A 24,567-nucleotide genomic window follows, 5' to 3' on the forward strand; every position below is an offset into this window, starting at 1 on the left:
GCCGCGGTGCCGCCGGGCCCGCGCCCCGGGGGGCTTGGGGTGACGGGGGGGGTGTTGGGGCGGGCGGCCGCGGGGGGGGGGCCGGTGCTTCGGCCCTACAGAGGTGCGTATGAACTGGCTCAACCTGCTCATCCTGGTCATACAGGCCTTTGTCATTACCCTGGCCGTAACAACTGCTTTCGCCTACCTGACGCTCTTCGAGCGGCGCCTGCTGGCCCGTTTTCAGAATCGCGTCGGACCGAATCGGGCCGGACCGGGGGGCTTTTTGCAGCCGGTCGCCGACGCAGTAAAGCTCTTTTTCAAGGAAGACGTCGTTCCCGCCGCCGCCGATAAGCCCGTCTACCTGCTGGCGCCGGCGATTGCGGTGATCCCGGCGATTATCATCTGGGCAGTGATCCCCTTCGGCTGCCTCAACCTGAACTGGGACTATCGCGCCTGCTTTGCCGACCCGCAGACGAGCAATGTGCGGAACATCCTTCAGATCGCCGAGATCAACGTCGGAGTGCTCTACCTGTTCGCGGTAACCGGCATCGGCGTCTACGGCATCACCCTGGCGGGGTGGGCCAGCAACAACAAGTACTCGATGCTCGGCGGCATTCGCTCCTCCGCCCAGTTGATCAGCTACGAACTGGCGCTGAGTTGCGCCGTACTGGGCGTGGTGATGACCTATAGCACTCTGAGCACCGCCCAGATCGTCTACCAGCAGGCGGGGCTGTGGGGGATCGTGCCGCAGTTCCTGGGCTTCGTGCTGTTCATGGTCGCCTCCACCGCCGAGGTGGTGCGCGCGCCCTTCGATCTGGTCGAAGCGGAACAGGAACTGGTGGGTGGCTACAACACTGAGTATGGCTCGATGAAGTTCGCCCTCTTCTTCATGACCGAGTATATCAAGCTGATCGCCATCAGCGCCATCGCCGTCACCTTCTTCTTCGGCGGCTGGCGCTTCCCCGGCCTCCAGACCCTGGGGCAGGGGATCGAGAACCTGGCCGGCCCGGTAGCGGCAAGTCTGGTAGTGGGGCTGGTGTCGCTGGGCGCGTTCCTGCTCAAACTGGTGGCCTTTCTCTTCGTCTCGGTATGGATCCGCGCCTCGTGGCCGCGCCTGCGCTATGACCGGTTGATGACCCTGGGCTGGAAGTGGCTGCTGCCCCTGGGGTTGCTCAACCTGGCGTACACGGCGGTCGCCTTCGTCATCGTTCCCGACCAGCGCCTGGCCTCGTTCATTCTGCTGGCCCTGAGCCTGATCACGCTGGCCGTGGCCGTCGGGTTCAGTTCAGTGCCGCGACCGGTGGACAACGTGACCTACGTGAAGGATCTACGCCAGGGAAGCGTGTTGCCTCCCGCCCCGGCAGAGGCCGAGGAGAGCCAGCCGGCCTCAACCAGCCCCCGCCAGCCGGTGAGTTCACGAGGATAACCCGGTTACCGCCCTGGAGGGGCGCAGGGAGGTGTAGCCTTCTCAGGTGCAGGGTTTTCCGGCGCATGCTCGCGTCGCATGCGCCATCCGGGGCATTGGGACGCCCAGCTCCCCCTCTTCCGCTCGCGGGAGAGGGGGGCGGGGGGGTGAGGATCATAAGCGCATTGGAATACCGAAAACCCCTTCTCGCTCGAAAAACCCTGCACCTGAGAGGAGGCGTAGCCTCCCTGCAACCACCTTTCGGCGGTTACCCGCTCTGGCGAAGCCGGGACAAGTCTGCCGCCGCGGGCGGAAAAAAAGGTCGCGGAGGGCACAGCCCTCCACACCTCCCTCGAACAAGCAGACAACCAACTGCGCAGCAAACTTCTGAGAGGAGCATCCAATGCTCGGAGAGCTATTCAAAGGTCTTGGCACCACCCTGCGTTATATCTTCAAGCCTCCGGTGACGGTGCAGTACCCGGAGGTCAAGCGACCGGTGCGCGAACGCTTCCGCGGGCGCCACGAACTCAAACGCTTCGCCGACGGCAAGGAGCGCTGCATCGGCTGCTCGCTGTGCGCCGCGGCCTGCCCGGCCGACGCCATCCTGGTTGTACCCGCCGAAAACGACCCGGAGAACCCCGTCTCGCACGGGGAACGCTACGCGGCGGTCTACGAGATCAACATGCTGCGCTGCATCTTCTGCGGCTACTGCGAAGACGCCTGTCCCACCAACGCGATTGTGCTGGAGCACCAGTACGAACTGTCATTTTACGACCGGCGCGCCTCGATCTATACCAAGGAGATGTTGCTGGTGCCGCCCGACAAGGGTCACGGCGATCCGCCGCCCATCTTGCAGGAATTGCGACGCCGGCCCAGCCCGCCAGCGCAGATCGATCTGTAGTGGGGTGGAGGGGCGGAGGTGAGGTGCAGATAGCATGTCAAACACTTCTGCGCCCTCTGCGTCCTCTGCGGTTAGTTAGAGGCCCGCTGTAGTTGCAGAGATACGGGAGTGAAGGCATGGATTTCGTCCTATTCTTCATAACGGCGGCAGTGGCCCTGATCGGGGCGATTGCCATGCTCGTGGCGCGGAACGCGGTGCACAGCGCCCTGTTCCTGCTACTGAACTTCGCGGCCATCGCTGTGCTCTTCCTGCTCCTCCAGTCGCCCTTCCTGTTCGCCATTCAGCTCACCGTCTACGCCGGGGCGATCATGGTGCTGTTCTTGTTTGTGGTAATGCTGCTGGGGGCCGAGCGGGTCGAGGACACGCCTGATCGCATCGCCTGGCAGCGCCCCCTGGCCCTGGCGCTGGGAGTGGCCCTCGTGGCCGTGGCGGTGGTCAGCGTGTTGCGCGGGGCCCGGGCAGCGCCGCCCGGCGGCGAGGCCGCGGCCGCCTTTGGCGACCCGGCCCAACTGGGGGCGCTGCTCTTCACCGGCTACCTGCTGCCCTTCCAGGTGACCGGCATCATCCTGCTGATCGCCGTGGTCGGGGTGGCGGTGCTGAACCAGCGCGGGCGCGCTGCTTCGGCGGCCAGGCGCGGGACCGGGGTCGAGTAAGCGGTTCCGCCTGGGACGTTCCAGTTTGATGGTCGCGCCACTTGAGCCTGCAGAGCTGTGGAGGTGTGGAGATGTAGAGATGGAGACCCGGGGAGCAGATTGTTCAGCACGCTAACCAGTCTGAACGTCTTCCCTCCAACTCTACACCTCCCCACCTCCCCACCTCCACACAAGGAGACCACATCCATGGTGCCCACCAGTTACTACATCATCCTCAGCGCGACGCTGTTCGCCATCGGCGTGCTCGGCGTACTGATCCGGCGCAACGCGCTGGTCCTCTTTATGTCGGTCGAATTGATGCTCAATGCGGCCAACCTGGCGCTGGTGGCCTTCGCCCGCGAACGCCTGAGCATTGACGGGCAGGTGCTGGTGTTCTTCGTGATCACCGTGGCCGCCGCCGAGGTCGCCGTGGGTCTGGCGCTGCTGGTGGCGATTTTCCGCACGAAGCATACCGCCGACGTTGACGAGGTCAGTACGCTCAGGGGTTGAGCACGGAAGATCCGAGGTACACAATGGAATGGTTGATCTGGCTCATCCCGTTGCTGCCGTTCATCGGCTTTTTGCTGAACGTCTTCGTGATCCGGCGCGAGCGCCCCGCGGGGCTGGTGGCGAGCGGGCTGGTAGTGGCTTCCTTCATCGTCGCGGTGATCGCCATCGCCGCCCTATCCGGCCTGCCCGAAGAAGAGCGGCGCATCATGTCAGTGAGCTGGCACTGGATCAACACCGGCGACCTGCGGGTACCCTTCGGCATCATGCTCGACCCGCTCACCGCCGTCATGGTGCTGCTGGTGACCGGCGTGGGCGCGCTGATCCACGTTTACTCGATCGGCTACATGCACGGCGACCCGCGGGTGGTGCGCTACTTCGCCTACCTGAACCTCTTCATCACCATGATGCTGTTCCTGGTGATGGGGAACAACATGCTCATGCTCTTCCTGGGCTGGGAGGGGGTGGGCCTGTGCTCCTTCCTGCTGATCGGCTTCTGGTTCGAGCGCGCCGAGGCCTCCGCCGCCGCGGTGAAGGCCTTCGTGGTCAACCGTATCGGCGACGCGGCCTTTATTCTGGGCATGCTGGCGATCTACGCCAACTTTAAGACGCTCAATTTCTACGAGGTGAGCGTTGGGGGGCAGGTGCAGCCGGGCTTCCTGGAGCGCGTGCCGGAGATCATCGGGCAGACGGTTGGCCCGACCTGGCAGCCCATCGCCCTGACCACGCTCATCAGCTTCCTGCTGCTGATCGGCGCCACCGGCAAATCGGCGCAGTTCCCCCTGTTCGTCTGGCTGCCTGACGCCATGGCCGGCCCCACGCCCGTCTCGGCGCTCATCCACGCCGCTACCATGGTCACCGGCGGCGTGTACATGATGACGCGCAACGAAGCCCTCTTCGCCGCTTCGCCCGCCACCCAGAGCTGGGTGCTGTGGATCGGCGTGCTGACGGCCTTCATCGCCGGCACCTCGGCGATTGCCCAGTGGGACATCAAGCGCGTCCTGGCCTATTCGACCGTCTCGCAACTGGGCTTCATGGTGGCGGCGTGCGGCATGGGCGCCTACGTGGCGGCGATCTTCCACCTGCTGACTCACGGCATCTTCAAGGCGCTGCTCTTCCTCGGCGCCGGCTCGGTGATCCACGGCACCCACGAGACCCAGGATATGCGCAAGATGGGCGGGCTGCGCAAGGCCATGCCCACAACCTACTGGACCTACCTGGTCGGCGCGGGGGCGCTGGCGGGGATCGTTCCTCTGGCGGGCTTCTGGTCGAAGGACGAGATCCTGGCCCACGCCCTCAGCCACGACCACTGGCCGCAGTTGATCGTCCTCTTCCTCACCTCGCTGATCACCGCCTTCTACATGGGCCGGCAGGTGGCGCTGATCTTCTTCGGCCAGCAGCGCGACAGCCACTACCACCCCCACGAGAGCGGGCGGGTCATGACGACGCCGCTGATCCTCCTGGCGCTTGGCGCGATCATCGGCGGGGCGATCAACCTGCCCTGGGGCCACTGGCTCACCGACTGGCTCAAGCCGGTGCTGCACGAAGAGGCGGGCAAGTTCAATCTGGCCCTGGCGCTGATCGCCACTGCCGGCGCGGTGGGAATGAGCTACCTGGGCTGGTGGATCTATGCCAGCAACGCGGCGAAGATCAAGGTCGGCGGCAAAGACCCCGCCTACCGCTACACCGGCGACATCTGGGACGGGCTGGAAGAGGCCTGGTACTTTGACCGGCTCTACCAGCGGGTGATTGTGCGGCCCTTCCAGCGGCTGGGGGCCTTCCTCGCCGGCGTCTTCGACCCGCAGGGCATTGACGGGCTGGTACTGGGGGTTGGCGCCCTGTTCGGCCAGGCTGGCGAGCAGGTGCGGCGGTTACAGAGCGGGTATGTACGCACCTACGCGCTGATCTTCACCGCCGGGGTGGTGCTTGTGCTTGGATTTGTGCTGGTGTTCAGCCGTTAAGTTTCTATTTTAGATTGCAGATTTTGGATTGCGGATTACTTAACGCAAGAACCATAGAAAGAGCCTATGGACGCCTTCCCGATCCTCTCGCTGGTCCTGTGGCTGCCCGCGCTGGGGGCCCTCGGCCTGCTGCTCGTGCCGCGGGAGAACGCCGAACTGGCCCGCCGGGCGGCGCTGATCGTCGCCCTGCTGACCTTCCTGGTCTCGCTGGCGCTGCCCTTCGGCTACCGCGCCACACCCGGCGACGCCACCACCATGCGCTTCGTCGAGAACCTGCCCTGGCTGCCGATGTTCGGCGCCAGCTATAGCCTCGGCATTGACGGCGTCAGCCTCTGGCTGGTGCTGCTGACCACCTTTCTGCTGCCGATCGTCATCCTTTCAACCTGGGACTCGGTGCACGTCCAGGTGCGGAACTTCCAGATCCTGATGCTGCTGCTCGCCACGGCGATGATCGGCGTGTTCATCAGCCTGGACCTGCTGCTGTTCTACATCTTCTGGGAGTTCACGCTTATCCCGATGACCCTGCTGATCGGCATCTGGGGGGGAAGCAACCGCATCTACGCCGCCCGCAAGTTCTTCCTCTACACCTTCTCCGGATCGGTGCTGATGCTGGTGGCGATCATCGGCCTGTACGTGCTGCACCGCGACGCCCTTGCCGCCACTCAGCCGGGCTACGCCGGGACGTTCAACTTCAGCGCCATCCTGGCCAATCTGCGCAGCGGCGCCCTGCAACTGGATGCCACCGTCGAGCGGCTGCTCTTCGGGGCCTTCTTCCTGGCCTTCGCGATCAAGGTGCCCCTCTGGCCCTTCCACACCTGGCTTCCCGACGCCCACGTCGAGGCCCCGACCGCCGGCTCGGTGATCCTGGCGGGCGTGCTGCTGAAGCTGGGCAGTTACGGCCTGATCCGCTTCAACCTGACCCTCTTTCCTGAAGCCTCACGCTGGGCGGCCCCCGCCGTGGCCATTCTGGCGGTGATCGGCATCATCTACGGCGCGATCGTCGCCTTCTCCCAGAGCGACATGAAAAAACTGGTGGCCTACTCCTCCGTCAGCCACATGGGCTTCATCGTGCTGGGGATCTTCGCCCTCAACCTTGAAGGCGTCAGCGGAGCCATGCTCCAGAGCATCAACCACGGTCTCTCGACCGGGGCGCTGTTCCTGATCGTCGGCGTGCTCTACGAACGGCGGCACACCCGCGAGATGGCCGAGTACGGCGGCATCTGGAAGGTCATGCCCGTCTACGCCGGCATCACCCTGCTGGTGGCCCTCTCCTCAGCGGGTTTGCCGGGACTCAACGGGTTCATTGGCGAGTACACGATCATGCAGGGGGCCTTCCTGGCGCCCGAGCTGGGCTGGCCCTTCCTGGCTTTCGCCGTACTCGGCGTGGTGCTGGCGGCGGTCTACCTGCTGCGGATGTACCAGAGCGTGTTCATGGGCGACCTGCGCAACCCGCAGAACCAGAACCTGAGCGACCTGAACCCGCGCGAACTGACGGCCCTGGCGGCCCTGTGCGTGCCGATCATCGCCCTGGGTCTCTACCCGGCCTTCGCCTTCGGGCCGATGCAGGCCAGCGTGGGCGAGACGCTCGCCGGGATCGCCACCGCCGTGGCCGGAAGGTAAGCGCAACAGACAGGGACATGCGCGTATGGAGAGTTTACAGATTCCCCCGGTTGACCTGCGCCTGCTCACGCCTCTGCTGATCGTCGTGGGCTGGGCCTCGGCCTTGCTGCTGATTGATGTCTTCTTCGTTCCCGACGGGCGTAAGAAAATCACCGGCTACCTGGCAGTAGCCGGCCTGGCCGTGGCGGGGCTGGCCGGCATTCCCCTGTGGAGCGTGAGCGGCAGCACCTTTTCGGGGATGCTGGTGCTCGACCGCTACAGCCTGGCGCTGACCTGGATCTTCCTCATCGCCGGGGCGTTGAGCATCGCCGTGGCGCTGGACTACCTGCCACGGCACGCGATCGAGCAGGGGGAGTACTACCCGCTGATCATGTTCGCCGTCGGGGGCATGATCCTGATGGCCCAGAGCGCCGACCTGATCACCCTCTTCCTGGGGATCGAGTTGCTATCCATCACCCTGTACATCCTGACCGGCTTCGCCTACCCGCGGGTGGCCTCGGAAGAGGCCGGGATCAAGTACCTGGTGCTGGGGGCCTTCGCCGCAGGCTTCTTCGTGTACGGCATCGCGCTGATCTTTGGCGCCACGGGCACGACCAGCCTGGCCGGGATCGCCGACTACCTGGGCCGGCAACCTTTCCGGCCTCAGGATGAAACGCTGTTCCTCGTCGGCGCGAGCCTGGTGTTGATCGGCTTTGGCTTCAAAATCGCCCTGGCGCCCTTCCATATGTGGACCCCGGATGTCTATGAAGGCTCGCCCACCCCCGTAGCCGCGTTCATGAGCGTTGGCACCAAGGGCGCGGCCCTGGCGGCGCTGCTGCGGGTTACGCTGGCGATGGACGCGGCGCGCGAGTTCTGGCTGCCGCTGCTGGCGGCGCTGGCCACGGCGACGATGATCATCGGCAACCTGGGGGCTCTGGGGCAGAGCAACCTGAAGCGCATGCTGGCCTACTCCAGCATCGGCCACGCCGGGTACATTCTGCTGGCGATCATGGTCACGGCGGAGCGGGGCGCGGAGGCGTTTCTGTTCTACATGCTGGCCTACACCCTTACCAACCTGGGGGCCTTCGGCGTGCTGATCGCCCTGGAGCAGCGGGGCGAGGCGGCCTGGAGCATCGATGACTTCGCGGGGCTGTACCAGCGCCGGCCCCTGCTGGCGGTGGCCATGGCCCTGTTCATGTTCTCACTCGCCGGCGTGCCGCCCACAGCAGGCTTCATGGGCAAGTTCTTCGTCTTTACCGCGGCCTACGCCGGGGGCCTGGGCTGGCTCGTGCTCATCGGCGTGATTACCAGCGCTATCGCCGCCTACTATTACCTGCGCGTGGTGGTAAAGATGTTCATGCAGGAGCCGGTGCGCGACGTGCGCCCCGAACTCACCCGCGGGCTGAACGCCGAGATCCTGATCGCCGGGGTCGCCACCCTGCTCCTCGGCCTGCTGCCCACACCGATTGTGTTGCTCGCCGAACGCTCGCTGGCGGCGCTGGGGGGATGAGGGGGTCAGACTGTGCTGCTTCGACGGGAGGGCGGAAGGCTGAATAACGAGCCTGGTCGCGCCGGAGAAGGCGCTTACCTGAAGCGATTTGTCGGGCAGGCGCTCGATGGTGCGGGTCAGCTCGCCGAACGTGTTGCGAGTTCTCATGCCGCGCGCTACCTCCTCACCACGCAGCCGACAGGCTTACACTCGCCAGCGAAACACGCGCCCCGCGATAAGGGCAGCGACAACAAAGAGGGCAGTAAGCGAGACGAGCGCGACCCGGTGGTCGCTGAGGGGTGCGCCGAGCCACAGCCCGGTCAGCAGTTCCACGGCCTGGGTGAGCGGCACGAACTCGGTAACGCTCCGCAGCCAGGGCGGAAACTCCTCGCGCGGCAGCGCTGCGCCCGACGTGAACAGCATCACGAAGAAGAGAGCCGAGCCGATCATCTGCGCCGCCCGCACATCCGGCACCATGCCGGCCAGAACCATCCCCAGGGCGAACATAGCGGCCAGACTCAGGAGTACCGCCAGCAGCACGAGCAGAGGGTTGCCGCCAAAACGCAACCCGAACACCAGAGTGGCGCAGACGATAATCAGCAGCGCGGAGACGAAGAACATGCAAACCTTGACCAGAACCTGTACCAGCAGCACCCACCAGGTCGGGATCGGCGTCGCCTGATAGCGTCTCAGGATGCCGACATCGCGGTAGCTCGCCAGGGTGATCGGCACTTCCATCAGGGCGAGGTTGCCGATCACCGTGGCGAAGAGGGCGGGAACGTAGGCGTCTACATAGCGATAGCCACTGCCGATGTCGTAGGAGCCATAAACGGCGCCGAAGAGCAGCAGAAGCAATACTGGAAAGAACAGGGTGAAAAACAGCGAGAACGGGTCGCGCAGGAAGAGGCGCGACTCGGCGAGAAACATGGTGCGCAAAGCTCGCGCAGCCATAGGCTCACTCCTTTCGATAAGCCCGGCCCGTCATCAGGAGGTAGAGATCCTCGAGACGCGCAGGGCGGGTCTCGATCTGGCGAGGCGCCACACCCTGGGCCATGAGGGCCGGGGTGAGCCTGGTGTAAAGATCGTCGCCGGCGCCGTAGATCAGCACGTAGCTATCCAATGCCTCAACCTGGGTTGCCTCGGGCAGAGCCTCGAGGCGCCGGGGGTCAAAGCCATTGGACACCGGCACTTTGATCAGGGTCTCGATGCGCCGCTCAGCGAGTAGTTGCCGCGGTGAGCCCATGGCAATGACTCGTCCGTGGTCAACCATGCAGATCGTGTCGCACTGCTCCTGGGCCTCCTCGAGCAGGTGGGTGGTAAGCAGGATGGTCGTACCGGTCGCGCGGCGCTCGTGTAGCAACTGCCAGATGTTATAGCGCGCCTGCGGATCCATGCTGGCAGTGGGCTCATCGAGGATGAGCAGGCGCGGGCGACCGATCAGCGCGAGGGCAAGTAGCAGCCGGCGCTTCTGTCCGCCTGAGAGCTCGCCGTAGAAGCTCCGCTCGCGCCCCTCCAGGCCGCACCGCTCCAGCAGGTCGGCAATCGGCCAGGGGTCGGGGTAAAAGCTCGCGAACACCTCGAGGGCCTCGCGCACCCGCTGGCGCCGGTGCAGAGTGGACTCCTGGAGCAGCACCCCCGTGCGAGCATAGAGGGCTCGCCGCTCACGTACCGGATCGAGGCCGAAGACGCGCACCCGACCGCTGTCGGGGATGGTCAAGCCCTCGATGCACTCTACGGTAGTAGTCTTGCCAGCGCCGTTTGGGCCGACGAGACAGAAGATCTCGCCGTCGCTCACACGCAGGCTGATGTCGTCAACGGCAACGGTTGCGCCGTAAGTTTTGCGGAGCTCCTCGACCTCGATCACCGACGTAGTCATGGCAACCCTTTCACGAAGATTAAGGGATTGCTTAATATGCCGCCAGAAGCCGAGCCAGAAGCATTCCTTGCAAACGATCCCGGAGATCGCTACTATTCATTGAGTTTTATTGCTTTTGGGTGTTACTATCCGATCCCAATATATAGAGCGCGCTAGAGGGGTAACGTAGGGGCGATATCCCCGCGGAACAGGGATTTTTCCACTCTTACAGCGGCATCTAACGCCAGAGCTGATCTGCCGAGGCCCGCCCCTGTACGCGCCGGAGAGGTTCGGCAGCCAGGCGTCAGTTGGCGCCGCCCGCCGGCTCGCCCTTACAGGCACAAGAGCGATGCAGGCTTCCGGGGTTGTCGCTTCTTTACCAAAAGTTTACAACCAGCTTAATATTTCTTGACGCAACTATCCTACAATTGACTTACTCAGCAACACAGCAGGGATAGTGCGTTAGATTCCAGCCATGCGCGCGTGGCGGTTGCAAGGCGCCGCAGGACGTGGTATTGTGTCGCCACCGCAACATGGGCTGTTGTTTCATCGTATCCGCAGCAGATCCTCAGAGAGGAGGCTTCCGCTATGGGCTATGCGGAGATGCACCGTCGGTCGATCCAGGACCCGCAGGGCTTCTGGGAGGAACTGGCCGAAGAACTCCACTGGTACAAGAAGTGGGACGCCGTGCTCGACGACAGCAAGGCGCCGTTCTACCGCTGGTTCGTAGGCGGAGAGACGAACCTGTGCTACAACGCGGTTGACCGGCACGCCCTGGGCGCGCGCCGCGGCCAGGCGGCGCTGATCTGGGAGAGTCCCGAGGTGGGCCAGTCGCGCACGCTTACCTACTTCGAACTCTACCGGGAGGTGAACCGGCTCGCCGCGGCCTTCCAGCGGCTCGGCGTGAACAAGGGCGACCGGGTAATCATCTACATGCCAATGGTGCCCGAAGCGGTCTTCGCCATGCTGGCCTGCGTGCGTCTGGGCGCGGTGCACTCCGTGGTGTTCGGCGGATTCTCCATCGCCTCGCTGGCCTCGCGCATTGACGACGCCGAGCCGGTGCTCATTGTCACCGCCGATGCAGGTATGCGCAAGGGCCTGCCGGTGCACCTGAAAGAGATCGTGGACCGGGCCCTGGAAACGGTCGAGAAGCGCACCGTGCGCCACGTGCTGGTGCTCAACCGCGGTCTGGTCAACATTGAGATGCAGGAAGGCCGCGACCTGGACTGGGCCGAGCAGATCAAGGAGTCAGGCTCCACCTATGTCGAGCCAGCGCGCGTGGCTTCGACCGATCCCTCCTACATCCTCTACACCTCCGGCACCACTGGCAAGCCCAAGGGCGTCGTGCGCGACACTGGCGGCTACATGGTGGCCCTGCACGCCTCGATGAGTCAGATCTACAACTGCGGCGACGGCGATGTGTACTGGTCTACGTCGGATATCGGCTGGGTCGTGGGGCACAGCTACATCGTCTACGGGCCATTGCTCAAGGGCGTGCCGACGGTGGTCTACGAGGGCCGCCCCGACCACCCCGATCCGGGCGTCTGGTGGCGGGTGATCGAGAAATATGGCGTCACCCACGTCTTTACGGCGCCAACGGCGCTGCGGGCGCTGCGGAAGTTCCCCGAGCACTGGATGCAGAGCGCCGATATTAGCTCGCTGAAGATCCTCTTCGCTGCCGGCGAGCCGCTCGACGCGCCCACCTACGAGTGGGCGCGGGCCGCGCTGAACGTGCCGGTCATTGACCACTACTGGCAGACGGAGAGCGGCTGGGCCATGCTCACCAACCCCGTCGGCGTGGAGATGTTGCCGGTCAAAGCCGGCTCGCCGACTATGCCGGCGTTCGGCCACAATCTCGAAGTCGTGGACGCCGACGGCAATCCCGTGCCGCGCGGCGAGAAGGGTTTCCTGGTAGATCACGGCCCTCTGCCTCCTGGGATGCTGATGACGCTCTGGAACGACGACGAGCGTTACCTTCAGAGTTACTGGAGCCACTTCAAGGGCAAACTGCTCTACATGACCGGCGACTACGCCATTCAAGACGCCGACGGCTACTTCTGGATGCTGGGCCGCGCCGACGAGGTGCTCAACGTCTCCGGCCACCGCCTCGGCACCCGCGAGATCGAGGAGGTGATCTCCGGCCATCCGGCCGTGGCCGAGGCCGCGGTGATCGGGGTGCGCCACGAACTCAAGGGCGAAGGCGTCCTGGTCGTTGCCGTGCTCAAGCAGCACATCGCTCCCGCCGATCAGGACAGCGTCGCGCGCAGCATCACGGCCCTGGTGCGCGACAGCATCGGCCCCATCGCCACCCCTGACGCCATCCACTTCGTGAGCATGCTGCCCAAGACCCGCTCGGGCAAAATTATGCGCCGGGTGATCCGCGCCGTCTATCAGGGCGACAACATCGGCGACCTGAGCACCATCGAGGACGACGCCACCGTGGATATGGTGCGCGAGGCCATTGATGTGCTCAAGAGCGATCTGTAGTGTCAGTGGAACAAGGAGGTTATCCAATGGCCGAGATCCGCGACGTTGCGCTGCCGACCACCTCGGACGTGTACCGGCCCAGCGACGCCATTGTCGAGAACTCGAATGTGATGGCCTATGCGCGCTCCAGGGGCTTCAGCAGCTACGAGGAACTCTACCAGTGGACGCTCGACAACACCGAGCAGTTCTGGACGGATATGGCGTCTGAGCTGGAGTGGTTCCAGCCCTGGGAGAAGGTGCTCGACGACAGCAACAAGCCCTTCTTCAAGTGGTTTGTCGGCGGGAAAACCAATATCGTCCACAACGCCATTGATCGCCATGCGGCCTCCTGGCGCAAGAACAAGCTCGCCTTAGTCTGGGAAGGCGAGGACGGCACCCAGCGCACGTTTTCGTACCACGCGCTGAACCGCGAGGTCAGCAAGATGGCGAACGTGCTCAAAAGCGTCGGTGTGAAGAAGGGCGACATCGTCACCATCTATCTGCCCCGCATCCCTGAACTGCCCATGATGATGCTGGCGTGCGCCAAGATTGGCGCGGCGCACTCGGTGGTCTACGGCGGCTTCTCCGAGGCGGCCCTGGCCGACCGCCTGGCCGACGCGCAGAGCAAGGTGCTGGTCACTGCCGATGGCGGCTTCATGCGCGGCAAGGTCGTCGAGTTGAAGAAAATCGCCGATGAGGCCATGGCCCGCACCCCCACGGTGCAGACCTGCCTGGTGGTCAAGCGCACGGGCCACGCCATCAACATGGAAATCGGGCGCGACCTCTGGCTCCATGAGTTGATGGGCCTGCCCATCGCCGCCGCCGATTGCCCCACCGAGGTGATGGACGCCGAGGATCCGCTCTTCATCCTTTACACCTCGGGCACGACCGGCAAGCCCAAGGGGGTGGTGCATACCCACGGCGGCTACATGGTCGGCATCTATGCCACCCTGAAGATGGTCTTCGACATTAAGGAAGAGGACCGCTACTGGTGCGCCGCCGACCCGGGGTGGATCACCGGCCATAGCTACATCGTTTACGCGCCCTTGATTACCGGCGCCACGTCGTTTATGTACGAGGGCGCGCCGAACTACCCCTTCCCCGACCGCTGGTGGTCGCTGATATCCAAGCATTCGATCAGCATCCTCTACACCGCCCCCACCGCCATTCGCGGCCTGATGCGCTTCGGCGAGGCGTGGCCCTCGCGCCACGATCTGAGCAGCCTGCGGCTGCTCGGCTCGGTGGGCGAGCCGATCAACCCCGAAGCCTGGAAGTGGTTCTACACCGTCATCGGCAAGGAGCGCTGCCCGATCATGGATACCTGGTGGCAGACGGAGACGGGCCACTTCATGATTACCCCCACGCCGGTCGTGCCGCTGAAGCCCGGCAGCGCCACCCGGCCCTTCCTTGGCATTGAGGCCGACGTGGTGCGTGAGGACGGCGCCTCCTGCGGCCCCAACGAGGACGGCCTGCTGGTGATCAAGCGCCCCTGGCCGGGGATGATGCGCACCATTCTCAATGACCCGCAACGCTACGTGGATACCTACTGGACGCGCATCCCCGGGATGTACGCCGCTGGCGACAGCGCCCGCAAGGACGAGGATGGCTACATCTGGGTCATCGGGCGCCTGGACGATGTGATCAAGGTCTCGGGCTACCGCCTGGGCACGGCGGAGGTGGAGAGCGCCCTGGTGAGCCATCCGGCGGTGGCCGAGGCCGCGGCCATCGGCCTGCCCCACGATGTGAAGGGCAATGCCATCCATGCCTTCGTGATCCTGCGGGCCGGCTTCGAGGGCAGCCCCAAGCTCGAAGAGGAACTGCGCGCCCACGTGGGCCACGAACTTGGTCCCATCGCCCGGCCCGACGCGATCACGTTCGTCAGCACCCTGCCCAAGACGCGCTCGGGCAAGATTATGCGCCGCGTGCTCAAGGCGCGCGCCCAGGGCCTGCCTGAGGGTGATATCTCCACCCTCGAGGAATAGATGGCACCATTCGTAGGGCCGAAGTATTATGCTTCGGCCCTACTTACGTTTACCACAGACCGACCAGACACGCCGCCAGGTCGCGCCGGTAGTCCAGACTGTTGAGCTTCTCCCAGCGGGCGGGCAGCTCGGTGCCAAGCTGGGCGGCCTGTTGCTCCCGCAGCGCCAGATAGGCCGCCACGGCGGGGCCGGTGCGCGGATCATCGGCGTGGGGCGTCAGCAGGTGCCGGGCTACGCTGATGTCATTGAGCACCCCCAGGTGATCCTGAAAGGCCATCAGCGGCTTGATGACCTCGTCGGCCTGGGGGCCGAGGGTCTCGGCGAAGAGCTCGAGCACGTAGCGCAGACGCTTGCCGTCGATACGCATCGCGTGAAGTGCTTCGGGATCAACCGGCAGGCCACCGTGGTCGTGCGCGCGTAGCAACTCGTAGTGGCGCCAGATGGTGCTGCCGGCCAGATCGCATATGCGCTGCCGATCATCCCAACCATCGGGTTCGTTCATCAGGGCGGCGAACTCGCGCAGGAACCCGGCGTAGGCATCGCTTTCCAGGAAGCCGATCATGTCCGCGAAGGCCTTGTCGCGCTCCTCGCCAAGCCGCTCGCTCAGCGCCGCGACCGCCGGCTGTACCTCTTCCGGCAAGGCCGGGGCGCGCTCCGCAAGATCGGCCAGCAGCACGTCACGGTCGCGCACCGGCCCGGCGACGCCGGCCAGCCGCCCCAGGCCCTTGCTGTAGGCCCGCAGGCCGCCCGGCGCGAAGACGGGGGTCAACAGCCGCAGGGTGGCGCGCAGGCGGCGCGTGGCAACCCGCAGATCGTGCACCGCTTCGATTGGCGCATCGCCGCGCGCCGCGCGTTCGGCCAGGCGCAGGCGCCGCAGGTGGCGGCGCAGGAGCACCCGGCCCAGTTCGGCCAGGGGCGCCTCGGGATCGGCGTACCAGCGTCCGGGGACGGCGACCTGTTCGGCTTCGTCGGTGGCCGGCCCGTCAGGCGTTTCGGAAACCGGGGCGACGGTCGCGCCAGCCTCTTCCGCTTCCCCGGCGGCTGGCCCATCCGGGGCATGGCTGGCCGGCGCGGCGTCCGCCCCGACCCCTTCCACCCGCGCCTGAAGCGGCTCGCCGAAGACCTTGCGCCACAGATCGGCCTTGGCGATGGCGCGCGCTCCGTCCTCCGCGGCATATGGACCACTCAGGGTCAGCGTCAGGCCGTCGCCCGCAGGCGTCACCGCCAGCAGGCGAGTAGTTTGCGACTGGCTGTAATCCAGGCCATCGGCCACACGCAGAATGGCCGAGAGGCGCAGGGCGTCGCGCTGCCCGCGCCGGCCCAGGGCCAGGTAGGCCGGTTCGAGGTCGGGACGCACCTTCTTGCGGTGAAAGGCGACCATACAGGCCACAATCGCGCGTTCGCGGAGCGACAGATCTTCAATCTCCCGGTTCAGCACGATGTCACGCCCGACCAGGTGATGCTCCGGCGGGTCGGTGGTCATCCCGACATTGTGGAGCAGGGCGCCGATTTCGAGCAGGCGGCGCTGCGCGGGCAGTAATTCATAGCGTTCGGCCACAGCATCGAAGAGCGCCAGCGCCAGATCGGCCACCTGGCGCGCGTGGGCCACGTCAACACGATAGGTGTCGAGAAGTTCTTCTACTTCTGGCATTGGTCTTCCTCCTGAGGTGCAACATAACATGAAGATGAGGGGGAGCAGATTCCTATGTGTAGAGCAACCCTCCGGGTTGCTCTACAGGGACCCCCAATATTCACAGCGCGAGGGCGCGCTCCAGCTTGCTGCGTGGTTCGGGCGTTAGCGTGACGCGACTGGCCAGCTCGCGGGCCAGGTCGCTCAGGTCAGCAGCTGTGCCGGCCTCGCGCAACTCGATCTCCACCTCGGTGAAGGAGCGCTCGCGCGCGCCTGAGCGCATTATCCCGCGGTCGAGGCAGAGTTCGGCAATCGGAGCGCCGTCTCGCGTGACATGCAGCACGCGCCGCTCGGTGCGGATCAGCACCCGCGGCAGGAGCGGCTCGCCCCTGGTAAGGGCGAGCGCCAGGTCGCGCGCGACGCCGTCGGGCCAGGTCTGGGGATCAGGATCGGCGCCGGGGAACTCGAACTCGGCCCGACGATGCACGCCTTCCTGACCGACCTCGGAAGGACCCTTGAGAGTGATCAGCGCGTGATCGCCAGTGCGTCGGACCCGCAGGCCGTAGCGCGCCGCGCTTAGCCGAGCGTCGGTAGTATCGTAATAGATGTTTTCCTGAAGTTCCGGCGCCGGCGCCGGCGTGACCGTGTATCTACCCAGTTGCCTGACACTCGCAAGGGCTTCCAGATCGTCGCCGCTCACAGCGTATTTAGCTTCGATTTCCATGTTTTTACTGGAAAAAGCGAGATACCCCCGCCTGGCAGCCAGGGGTGCGGGGAAACCAGGCTTCCCCATACCCCTCCAGGGTTAACCAATGGCGCCAGACGGCAAAGGGAACAAAGAGATCTCCCTGCCAGGGCAAGGGCGCAGCCCTTCCAGAGCCTTTCTTTCTAACTGATTACGCTAAATGATAGTCTACCACATTTTCGGAAGCCCGGACTTCACCAGGCAGGCACAGCGACCCCGGCGAAGGCGCGGAACTGCCTGCTCATCCCATCCGGATCAGGCGCGGCGCGGGTAGCCGGGGTGACACTGAAGTAGACGTCCACCCGCGCGCCGCTGGCTTTGCCACGGAAATGCACCCCGTAGACGCCGGGCAACGAGTTGGGCTGGATCTGCAGGTCGCGCGGCGGATTGTAGCCTATGCGTCCCTGATCATCGGCGACGGGGGTTTCGGGGAACAGCACGTAGGCGCCCGACGGATCAGTGATCCAGAACTCCAGCGGTTCGCCGGGACGCAGACCTTCACCACGGATCTGGACGACCCCGCCCGGTTGAACATTCGCAGGCGCGGCGCTGCCGCGATTGTTGCCGGGCAGCGGCGTTCCCGGCCCGGCTACAAAGTCGCGGGTGAGACTGAAGGCGGCGGCCACGGTCACCCCGCTGCGCTGCCCACGGGCCACGGCGGTATACACGCCCTCCGCCAGGCCGCTGGTGGTCACACTGACCTGTGCTGTGGTTCCATCACGGCGCACCTGCGCGGGATTGATCGGCGCGGAGCGACCGGCAGGCCCGGTGATCCAGGCGCTCACCTCTTCACCCGACTGAAAGCCGCGAGCCAGGAAGGTAAAGTTTGTACCCGGCGGCGCGGCGACCGGAACGATGAACCCGTCACCCTGTCGGCCAAGCTGGTCGTGCGCCACGCGGCCCAGACGGTCAGGATCGCCCGCAGGCGTGACACGGCTCACGCGGAAGTAGCCGATGGCCTCGCGCCGGCTGCTGATACCGCGGGCATTGAACGACCAGATGCCTTCGAGAGCGTTCCGGTCGGCGGTGAAGGTGATATTCTCGCCCTCAATTGTGCCCCGGTTATCGGCGGTCGCCTGGAAGCCCACGCTAAAGGTGGCCTGGTTCGGCGCGGTCACCCAGATGCCAACGCGCTCGCCAGGCGCGAAACCGCTGGCAACAAACAGGAAGGTGGCGCCAGGCGGCCCGATCTCCGGCGTCACCCGCCCGTTAATGCCGGGCGGGAGCGGCGGCAGCGGGGTTGGTGAAGGCGCAGGCGGCGTGGGCGGACCCGGAGGCGGCGCGGGGACCTGAAGCGCGGGCGGGGCCAGCCGGCGGCCAAGGTTGCTGATCAGCACCCGGCGGCCAGGAGGGAACTCGGGCCAGTACTCAAAGCGCGCCTTTTCGAAGTACTGCACCGTGTGCCAGCGACCGCTCTCCAGTTGTTCCTGGATCTCGTTGCTGATAGGGAAGCCAAAAATCCGCTCCGCGCCCCGGGTTTCCCAGATCTCCTTGAAACCGTACTGAATGATGGTCTGGGTCTGCGGAATGTAGCGGCGGTCAGCCGTGTTTGGAATGGGCGGCGACTTGGGGAAGATCCGTCCCTGGGTGAACTCCACGCCGAGGTTGCCCAGTTCTACCACCGGCGTGCTGCCACCCTGCGCCAGTTCAAAACGCGCCCGCTCGAACCACTGCGTGATGCGGCCATTGGGACCGGTGAACTCCTCAGTGATGGGAAACCCAAAGATTTCAACGCCGCCATTGGCTTCCCAGAACACCCGAAAGGCCCCGCGCAGGGAATGCTGGGTCTCGGGAAAAAAGCGCACATCGGATTGCGCCCGGAGCGCGGGCAGGCCACCCAGCAGCAGGGCCAGCGCCAGCGCCACCCCTCCCAGGAGCGCGGCCAGGCGACGTAGCGGTCGTGCAGCCATGCGGTCCTCCTTCTATCAGGCGCGGTTCCAGAAACGGGGTCAACCGTGGCGCAGGCGGCCCGGCAGGGGCGCCCGAACATCCGCGACGTGATCCCGTGAAGACCGGCGAGGTGACCCACGACAGGGTCCGCGATCTCCCGACCTCCTTCGACCCGTTGCCAGAGTCGTTTGTGTAGGAAGACCGCCGCACCATCCCGGTTTTACGGGTGATCGGCGATCATGGGCTTTATCATAGTCTTTTTGCGTATGATCTGTCAAGCGGGCGAGCTTGCCCTGCGGATAGGGACAACGCCCATCCCCGGCAGTGGGTTTGACGCGGCTGCGCCCTCCGCCGGGGTTTTTTGTTAGTTCTGGCAGCCATGCCGCCAGAACTAACGCAAAAGCTGGAGGATGGGCCTGCCCCAGAGTCACGGACAGCAACGCAATCCTCGGGGTTGCGCCCGGAATCTGGGAGAGCTTCGCCGACCACAGACCCTTCACCGTATCGCACAGCCCGTTCAGGCGGTGTATTGTAGAGAGAAGCACTTCGCGGAGAGAGAGATGCTCGTCCGTCTGGCGATTGCCTGGATGCTGGGGATCGTTGTTGTCGAGCAGGTCCGCCCCCCGGCGCCGTGGCTCTGGGCCGGGGCCATAGCAGGGCTGCTCGCGGCGCTGGCGCTGCGCGGCGAGGGCCGCCAGCGAGTGCGCCTGGCAGCCCTGATACTGCTGTGCGCCGCGCTAGGAGGGCTACGCTATCTGGGAACGCTGCCAAATCTGGGGCCGCAGAGCGTTACCAGCCTGCTCGAGCATGGCGAAGTGACGCTCACCGGCAGCGTGGCCGGCGAACCGCGGCGGAGCGAGGAGCAGCAGCGCGTAACGCTGCGGGTCGAAACGGCCACGGTTGATGGGCGGACGGCGGCCTATGAGGGCCTGGTCCTCGTGGTATTGCCACCCTACCCGGCGTATGCCTACGGCGATCGGCTCCAGGTCCGGGGTGAACTACGCCGCCCTCGCGCCGCCGAGCGTTCCGGGGAGTTCGATTACCGCGCCTACCTGGCCCACCGTGGCATCTTCGTGATCATGACCGAGCCGGAAGAGGCGCGTCTGTTGCCCGGCAGGCGCGGTCTGGCGCCGCTGGCGGCGGTGCTGGCCTTTCGCGCCCATTGCCAGGGGGTGCTGCTGCGCGCCTTGCCCGAACCCCAGGCCGCTCTGGCCATCGGCGTCGTGCTGGGCATTCAGTCGAGCATTCCCGACGAGGTGTACCGCACCTTCTCGATCACCGGCACGAGCCATATCCTGGTCGTTTCGGGATGGAACTTCACCATCGTGGCAGGGATGCTGGGGGCGCTGGCGGCGCGCCTGCGTCTGGGGCGCGGAGCGACCCTGGCGCTGGCGCTGGCGGTGATGTGGGTGTATGCCGTATTTACCGGGGCGTCGGCGGCAGTGCTGCGGGCGGCAGCGATGGCGAGCCTGGCGGCCGTGGCCCGTGCCACCGACCGCAGCACCGAGCCCTGGCATCTGCTCTTCGGCGCGTGCTGGCTGATCACCCTGGCAAACCCCCACACGCTCTGGGACGTAGGCTTCCAGCTCTCGGCGCTGGCAACGGCCAGCCTCTTCGCCTACGGGGCGCCGGTGGCGGCGTGGTTCGCCCGGCGCCGGCCCTTCAACTGGCCGGTCATGGCGCCGCTGACGGAGGCTCTGGCGGCCACCCTCGCGGCGCAGGCGCTCACGCTGCCGCTGATCCTCTATGCCTTCGGCAACCTCTCGCTGGTGGCGCCGCTGGCCAATGTCGTCATCGTGCCCGTGGTGCCCTTTGCGATGGGCCTGGGGGCGCTTGTGCTGCTAGGGGGCCTGGTGTGGCTGCCGCTGGGCCAGTGGCTGGCGCTGGCGGCCTGGCTGCCGCTGACGTGGATCACCGAATGGGCGCGCCTCCTCGCCGCGCCGCGCTGGGCCAGCGCGCAGACGCCCCCCTTTCCGCTCTGGATGCTCGTTGTCTGGTACACGCTGATCGCCGTGCACTGGTGGCATACGCAATTGAGGGGCGCCGAGAGGCAGCGCCTCCCTGCGCCCCCTGTTCCCCCGATGGCGGATGCGCGCTCTGGAGAAGTCAGCACCAGCTCGCCGCTGCGGGCGGAATAGGGCTGCGCCTCCGCTGGAGAACTTGCCGGAGACGCCACTAATTGATGAAGCAACATTTTGAGACATTATCATAGTATAATTCTAACCGTTTTTTCGCTTGATCCGGCGCGAGCAGAGGTGTATACTTACAATCGCTGTATGTTCAATACGGCGCCAGTGCTCATCGGCGCATCCGCCAGGTTCCGTGCTGCACATAGTTCGGTAAAGAGGAGTTGGCGGGAGGCTTCCATCCTTCCAGACCCTCCTGCTTGAGACCTCGCAGGATGCGACGCTAACACTGCGATCAGACATCATCCTCGCGGGGGGTGCGTTGGTTGACGCCCCCCCGCTGTGTTTCCGGCAGCAAGGAGCGATATCGCAGCGCACGGAGAAGGTCGTATGCCACTGGTTGCAAAAGCGTCCGCTCCGCTCTATTCGCCATCATCTCTGACGGTGCTGCTTCCTCCAGCTCTGCAACGGGCCATCAATGGGGGAATGACCCTGGTGAGCGCCGGGCCTGGCTTTGTATCCTCCGCCGGTCTCGCCCGGGCGCTAGACGCGCTGCAACGTCGCTGCCTGTGGTTGCGGCTTGGCCTGGAAGATCGCGATCCGGGGATGTTGCTGGTATCGCTGATCGGCGCGCTGCGCCGGCTGGCGCCCGCTGCCGGCGGCAAGACCCTCGAACTGATGCGCCGGCGCCCCGGCCCGGTGGCCGGCTGGCCGCCGCTCTTCGCCAGCTTCGCGGAAGAACTGCTCGAAACCCTCGGCCCGGACGGAGCGGTGGTGCTCGAAGCCTGCCATGCTTTCGATGGGGCCACAGGCGCGTTGCGGCTCCTTGGCATGCACGTGCTTGCCAACCTGCCGCCTGAGACGACCTGTGTGGTGATCACCGAACGGTCGCCGGCAAGCGATGCGCTCCCCGCGAGAATGAAGATCCTCGGCGCCGATGATGTGCGTATCAGGGATTACCAGTTGCCGGCAGTGCATGAGCACACCGGGGGCGTGTTGCCGCTGCCGCTCCTCCGTCGGGCCAACGCGCTGGCGGAAGGGCGGATTGAAGCATTCGAGGCCCTCCGGTCCAGTTGCGCAACGCTGGGCTGCGACCTGGTCAGCCGCATGCTCGAAACCTCAGGCGGGCTACTTGAACTCCTCACGCGGCTGGCGCAGGCCCATCTGTCGCTGGCGGATCCAGCGGCGCAGCGCAACCTCGACATCGCGCTGCGGATCGGGTACGGTCACCCCGATCTGAGCGATCCCGCCCCGGCCTCTGGCCCGTGGTTCGAAGCGCTCGAAGGCGACTGGCACCACCTCAAGACCCTGTGGCGCGAACCGCTCCGGATCGCGCTGCGCCAGCGCCCGGCAGAAGTCCGTGCCATCCAGCGCGCCGTCGAGGCGCTGCTGGTGCAGGGAGCGGTGGAACCAGCCGTGGCCCTGCTGCTCGACACGGGTGAGCGGGCCGGCGCGGCGCGGATCATCGCCCGGATCGCGCCGACGTCAATGGACCTGGGGCAGTGGGACACGCTGGAAGAGTGGTTGAGCCAGCTCTCGCTCCAGATCCTCAGCGAATGGCCATGGCTGGTGTACATCAGCGGCGAGTTGAGCGCGGCCCAGGGGCAGAACGACGCCGCTCAGCGGGCCTTTCACCTCGCCACGCGCCTGTTTACCGCCCGGCACGACCCGCGGGGCGCCTGCCAGAGCCTGCTGGCGGAGAGCACCCTGGCCGTCTGGCAGGGCGAGAGCGGGTTGGCGCGCGCCCGCGCACTGGCCGCGAGCCACCTGGCCGAGTCGTCCGGCCTGTCCTCGCAGCAAGCCTGGGCGTGCTGGCAACTGGGATGCCTGGCGGTGGTCGCTGACGATCTCGATACGGCCCTGGATTATTTCGAGCGCGCCACGAATATCGCCTCCTCCGCGGGCGACGCGTTGATGGCAGCGTTACCGCAACGAGCCAGTGGCCTGGCTCTAAACCAGCGCGACCTGCGAGTGCGTTGCGAGTTTCACCGGCAAACGCTGCAAGCCCTGGAGCAAACCGAGCGCGAGGTGGGAGAAGCGCTGCGGGCCTTGCTCACCTCGACCACCCTTGATATCGAGCAGTTGCTGGAAGCCTATGGCTGGGCCCATCTGCCCCTGATGCTGAAACTGGCCGCGCCCGCGCGCGTAGAGCATGCCCTGGAAGTGGGGCGCAAAACCAGCCTGTGGGGCCGGTTGCTGGACATGCTCCGTGGCGGATACCGGCAGCCGATTGGTGGGGAGAGAGCGCGGAACGGCGCAGGGCGGACGCGGATAGCGGAGGGGACAACCATTATCGGCGCCAGCGAGCGCTCGCCGGCCGGACCGCTCCACATCCAGACTGTACCGGCGGCGCCCGGCGCTGCCTCCGCACGAGCGACGCCAGCGCAGGCGGTCGCTGCCGCAGTTGAGCCAGAGACGGCGGCGCGTCCTGCCGCGACCGGGGCGGCGGTCGCCGAACGGACGCGCGAGGCGTCGGCCCCGCCACGGCTGAGCGTCTCGATGCTCGGCTCCTTCCGAGTGATGCTGAATGAACACGTGGTTGAAGGCTTCAACAGCGGGCGAGGTCGGGCGGTGTTCCAGTATCTCATCGTTCATCATGACCGCCCGGCGCCGCGCGAGGTGCTGATGGATTGCTTCTGGCCCGACGCAACCCCCGAGTCGGCCCGCAACAGCCTGAACGTGGCCGTGCACCACGCGCGGCAGGCTTTTCGCCCCCTGACCAATGCGCCGATCATCCTCTACAAGGATGGAGCCTACAGCCTCAATCCGGATCTCCGGCTCTGGATAGACTTCGTCTCCTTTGAACGGCACGTGCAGCACGCCCGCAAGCTCGAGGCCGAAGGGTTTCCAGGAGAGGCGTGCGCGGCATATGAGGCGGCTCTGGGCCTGTATCAAGATGACTTTCTGGTTGATGAGCCGTATGAGGAGTGGACGGTGCTGACGCGCGAGCGGCTGCGGCTGATCTACCTGGAAGCCCTGGATCGCCTGAGCCAGATCTATATGAGCCAGGGACGTTACGGGCCGGCGGCGAGCCTGTGCCAGCTTATCCTCGCCCGGGATAATTGCCGCGAGGACGCTCATGCCCGTTTGATGCGCTGCTATAGCCGCCAGGGCCAGTTGCCGCTGGCGATTCGCCAGTACCAGTTGTGCGTGCAGGCCCTCGCCACCGAACTGAACATCGGCCCTTCACCGATGATTGAGACCCTCTACGAGCAGCTCCGGCGCCGGGAGACGGTGTGATGCGCCCTTTCCGGCCCGGTACGCGTGTTGCCGCCCGGCGACACTTGTGATATTCTTCCCGCCGAGATGCCGCGTCCGGCGGTCTATGCCTCCCGCGCGCCAGTAGGAGCATTTCGTTTGCAGGGTTCCAGCAGGAGGAAACCATCTCTTCGCGTCT

Annotated in this window: 16 protein-coding genes; 11 read left to right on the forward strand and 5 right to left on the reverse strand. The window is 65.6% G+C overall.

Annotation, left to right across the window (positions count from 1 at the left end; genetic code table 11):
* Positions 1-109: 109 nt before the first annotated feature.
* The 7 genes from nuoH (at position 110) to NZU74_09515 (ending at position 8,497) form a co-directional block, all read left to right on the forward strand.
* Complete coding sequence (gene nuoH / locus NZU74_09485; GenBank protein MCS6881553.1) at positions 110-1,408, forward strand: NADH-quinone oxidoreductase subunit NuoH; 1,299 nt, start codon at positions 110-112, stop codon at positions 1,406-1,408.
* A gap of 382 nt (positions 1,409-1,790) precedes the next feature.
* On the forward strand, positions 1,791-2,288 hold the full coding sequence (gene nuoI, locus NZU74_09490; protein ID MCS6881554.1) for an NADH-quinone oxidoreductase subunit NuoI: 498 nt from the start codon (positions 1,791-1,793) through the stop codon (positions 2,286-2,288).
* Between the two features lie 116 nt (positions 2,289-2,404).
* Positions 2,405-2,941, forward strand: coding sequence for an NADH-quinone oxidoreductase subunit J (locus tag NZU74_09495; GenBank protein MCS6881555.1), 537 nt, complete (start codon positions 2,405-2,407; stop codon positions 2,939-2,941).
* Between the two features lie 186 nt (positions 2,942-3,127).
* On the forward strand, positions 3,128-3,430 hold the full coding sequence (gene nuoK, locus NZU74_09500) for an NADH-quinone oxidoreductase subunit NuoK (protein MCS6881556.1): 303 nt from the start codon (positions 3,128-3,130) through the stop codon (positions 3,428-3,430).
* Between the two features lie 23 nt (positions 3,431-3,453).
* Entirely contained in the window at positions 3,454-5,388 is a 1,935-nt protein-coding gene (gene nuoL / locus NZU74_09505; protein ID MCS6881557.1) for an NADH-quinone oxidoreductase subunit L, read from the forward strand.
* A 66-nt stretch (positions 5,389-5,454) separates the two neighbouring features.
* The gene (locus NZU74_09510; GenBank protein ID MCS6881558.1) at positions 5,455-7,008 is read left to right on the forward strand and encodes an NADH-quinone oxidoreductase subunit M; all 1,554 of its coding nucleotides are present in this window, start codon (positions 5,455-5,457) and stop codon (positions 7,006-7,008) included.
* Between the two features lie 25 nt (positions 7,009-7,033).
* Entirely contained in the window at positions 7,034-8,497 is a 1,464-nt protein-coding gene (locus NZU74_09515) for an NADH-quinone oxidoreductase subunit N (protein MCS6881559.1), read from the forward strand.
* 183 nt (positions 8,498-8,680) lie between these two features.
* On the opposite strand, the gene NZU74_09520 is transcribed toward NZU74_09515, so the two are convergent.
* Together NZU74_09520 and NZU74_09525 are read right to left on the reverse strand one after the other, a co-directional pair.
* The gene (locus NZU74_09520; GenBank protein MCS6881560.1) at positions 8,681-9,427 is read right to left on the reverse strand and encodes an ABC transporter permease; all 747 of its coding nucleotides are present in this window, start codon (positions 9,425-9,427) and stop codon (positions 8,681-8,683) included.
* A gap of 4 nt (positions 9,428-9,431) precedes the next feature.
* Positions 9,432-10,352 (reverse strand): ABC transporter ATP-binding protein, encoded by a 921-nt coding sequence (locus NZU74_09525; protein MCS6881561.1) that lies wholly within the window; start codon positions 10,350-10,352, stop codon positions 9,432-9,434.
* Between the two features lie 567 nt (positions 10,353-10,919).
* On the opposite strand from NZU74_09525, the gene acs (NZU74_09530) reads away from it, so the two are divergent.
* Together acs (NZU74_09530) and acs (NZU74_09535) are read left to right on the forward strand one after the other, a co-directional pair.
* A complete protein-coding gene (gene acs, locus NZU74_09530; GenBank protein MCS6881562.1) occupies positions 10,920-12,818 on the forward strand; it encodes an acetate--CoA ligase in 1,899 nt (632 codons plus the stop codon).
* 26 nt (positions 12,819-12,844) lie between these two features.
* On the forward strand, positions 12,845-14,779 hold the full coding sequence (acs, locus tag NZU74_09535) for an acetate--CoA ligase (GenBank protein ID MCS6881563.1): 1,935 nt from the start codon (positions 12,845-12,847) through the stop codon (positions 14,777-14,779).
* Between the two features lie 49 nt (positions 14,780-14,828).
* Here the strand turns inward: acs (NZU74_09535) and NZU74_09540 are convergent, their stop codons facing one another.
* The 3 genes from NZU74_09540 to NZU74_09550 all read right to left on the reverse strand — a co-directional run bounded on the left by NZU74_09540 (position 14,829) and on the right by NZU74_09550 (position 19,064).
* Entirely contained in the window at positions 14,829-16,430 is a 1,602-nt protein-coding gene (locus tag NZU74_09540; protein MCS6881564.1) for a CHAD domain-containing protein, read from the reverse strand.
* Between the two features lie 100 nt (positions 16,431-16,530).
* Entirely contained in the window at positions 16,531-17,133 is a 603-nt protein-coding gene (locus NZU74_09545) for a CYTH domain-containing protein (protein MCS6881565.1), read from the reverse strand.
* A gap of 215 nt (positions 17,134-17,348) precedes the next feature.
* Positions 17,349-19,064 (reverse strand): hypothetical protein, encoded by a 1,716-nt coding sequence (locus tag NZU74_09550; GenBank protein ID MCS6881566.1) that lies wholly within the window; start codon positions 19,062-19,064, stop codon positions 17,349-17,351.
* Positions 19,065-19,604: 540 nt separating this feature from the next.
* Between NZU74_09550 and NZU74_09555 the strand changes: the two genes are divergently transcribed.
* Both NZU74_09555 and NZU74_09560 read left to right on the forward strand, forming a co-directional pair.
* The gene (locus tag NZU74_09555; GenBank protein ID MCS6881567.1) at positions 19,605-21,182 is read left to right on the forward strand and encodes a ComEC family competence protein; all 1,578 of its coding nucleotides are present in this window, start codon (positions 19,605-19,607) and stop codon (positions 21,180-21,182) included.
* 378 nt (positions 21,183-21,560) lie between these two features.
* Complete coding sequence (locus NZU74_09560) at positions 21,561-24,410, forward strand: hypothetical protein (GenBank protein ID MCS6881568.1); 2,850 nt, start codon at positions 21,561-21,563, stop codon at positions 24,408-24,410.
* Positions 24,411-24,567 lie beyond the last annotated feature (157 nt).

This window comes from Chloroflexaceae bacterium (assembly GCA_025057155.1).
Taxonomy (GTDB): domain Bacteria; phylum Chloroflexota; class Chloroflexia; order Chloroflexales; family Chloroflexaceae; genus JACAEO01.

Excerpts from the sequence above, each read along its gene's own strand:
- acs (MCS6881563.1), top strand. The coding sequence starts at position 12,845 with ATGGCCGAGATCCGCGACGTTGCGCTGCCGACCACCTCGGACGTGTAC.
- NZU74_09555 (MCS6881567.1), top strand. The coding sequence starts at position 19,605 with ATGCTCGTCCGTCTGGCGATTGCCTGGATGCTGGGGATCGTTGTTGTC.
- NZU74_09525 (MCS6881561.1), bottom strand. The coding sequence starts at position 10,352 with ATGACTACGTCGGTGATCGAGGTCGAGGAGCTCCGCAAAACTTACGGC.
- NZU74_09550 (MCS6881566.1), bottom strand. The coding sequence starts at position 19,064 with ATGGCTGCACGACCGCTACGTCGCCTGGCCGCGCTCCTGGGAGGGGTG.
- NZU74_09560 (MCS6881568.1), top strand. The coding sequence starts at position 21,561 with ATGCCACTGGTTGCAAAAGCGTCCGCTCCGCTCTATTCGCCATCATCT.
- nuoL (MCS6881557.1), top strand. The coding sequence starts at position 3,454 with ATGGAATGGTTGATCTGGCTCATCCCGTTGCTGCCGTTCATCGGCTTT.
- nuoI (MCS6881554.1), top strand. The coding sequence starts at position 1,791 with ATGCTCGGAGAGCTATTCAAAGGTCTTGGCACCACCCTGCGTTATATC.
- NZU74_09540 (MCS6881564.1), bottom strand. The coding sequence starts at position 16,430 with ATGCCAGAAGTAGAAGAACTTCTCGACACCTATCGTGTTGACGTGGCC.
- NZU74_09510 (MCS6881558.1), top strand. The coding sequence starts at position 5,455 with ATGGACGCCTTCCCGATCCTCTCGCTGGTCCTGTGGCTGCCCGCGCTG.
- nuoH (MCS6881553.1), top strand. The coding sequence starts at position 110 with ATGAACTGGCTCAACCTGCTCATCCTGGTCATACAGGCCTTTGTCATT.
- NZU74_09545 (MCS6881565.1), bottom strand. The coding sequence starts at position 17,133 with ATGGAAATCGAAGCTAAATACGCTGTGAGCGGCGACGATCTGGAAGCC.
- NZU74_09515 (MCS6881559.1), top strand. The coding sequence starts at position 7,034 with ATGGAGAGTTTACAGATTCCCCCGGTTGACCTGCGCCTGCTCACGCCT.
- NZU74_09520 (MCS6881560.1), bottom strand. The coding sequence starts at position 9,427 with ATGGCTGCGCGAGCTTTGCGCACCATGTTTCTCGCCGAGTCGCGCCTC.
- nuoK (MCS6881556.1), top strand. The coding sequence starts at position 3,128 with ATGGTGCCCACCAGTTACTACATCATCCTCAGCGCGACGCTGTTCGCC.
- acs (MCS6881562.1), top strand. The coding sequence starts at position 10,920 with ATGGGCTATGCGGAGATGCACCGTCGGTCGATCCAGGACCCGCAGGGC.
- NZU74_09495 (MCS6881555.1), top strand. The coding sequence starts at position 2,405 with ATGGATTTCGTCCTATTCTTCATAACGGCGGCAGTGGCCCTGATCGGG.